This is a genomic window from Rhodococcus sp. A14 (genome assembly GCF_011603105.1).
Classification (GTDB): Bacteria; Actinomycetota; Actinomycetes; order Mycobacteriales; family Mycobacteriaceae; genus Rhodococcus_F; species Rhodococcus_F opacus.
Window position 1 is genome coordinate 1 of record NZ_JAAOQS010000338.1, and the last position, 403, is coordinate 403.

Sequence of the window (403 nt, forward strand, 5' to 3'; positions counted from 1 at the left end):
CGGCACGTTTACACTCGAAAAAACGCCACAACGGATTGTGGTGCTGGAACTCTCGTTCGCCGATGCGCTGGCCGCCGTGGACGTCATCCCGATCGGTATTGCCGACGATAACGATGCAAAACGCATCCTGCCCGAAGTGCGTGCGCACCTGAAACCGTGGCAGTCCGTCGGAACGCGCGCGCAGCCGAGCCTGGAAGCCATTGCCGCTCTGAAACCAGACCTGATCATTGCCGACAGCAGTCGCCATGCGGGGGTTTACATCGCCTTGCAGCAAATCGCGCCGGTACTGCTGCTTAAGTCCCGCAACGAAACCTACGCTGAAAATTTGCAATCTGCGGCTATCATCGGCGAAATGGTGGGTAAAAAGCGAGAGATGCAGGCACGTCTGGAACAACATAAAGAG

1 pseudogene is annotated in these 403 nt (G+C 57.1%); it reads left to right on the plus strand.

What is annotated here, in order from left to right:
• Positions 1-403 (plus strand): annotated as a pseudogene (gene fecB / locus G9373_RS45750) (Fe(3+) dicitrate ABC transporter substrate-binding protein FecB); the annotation flags it as partial.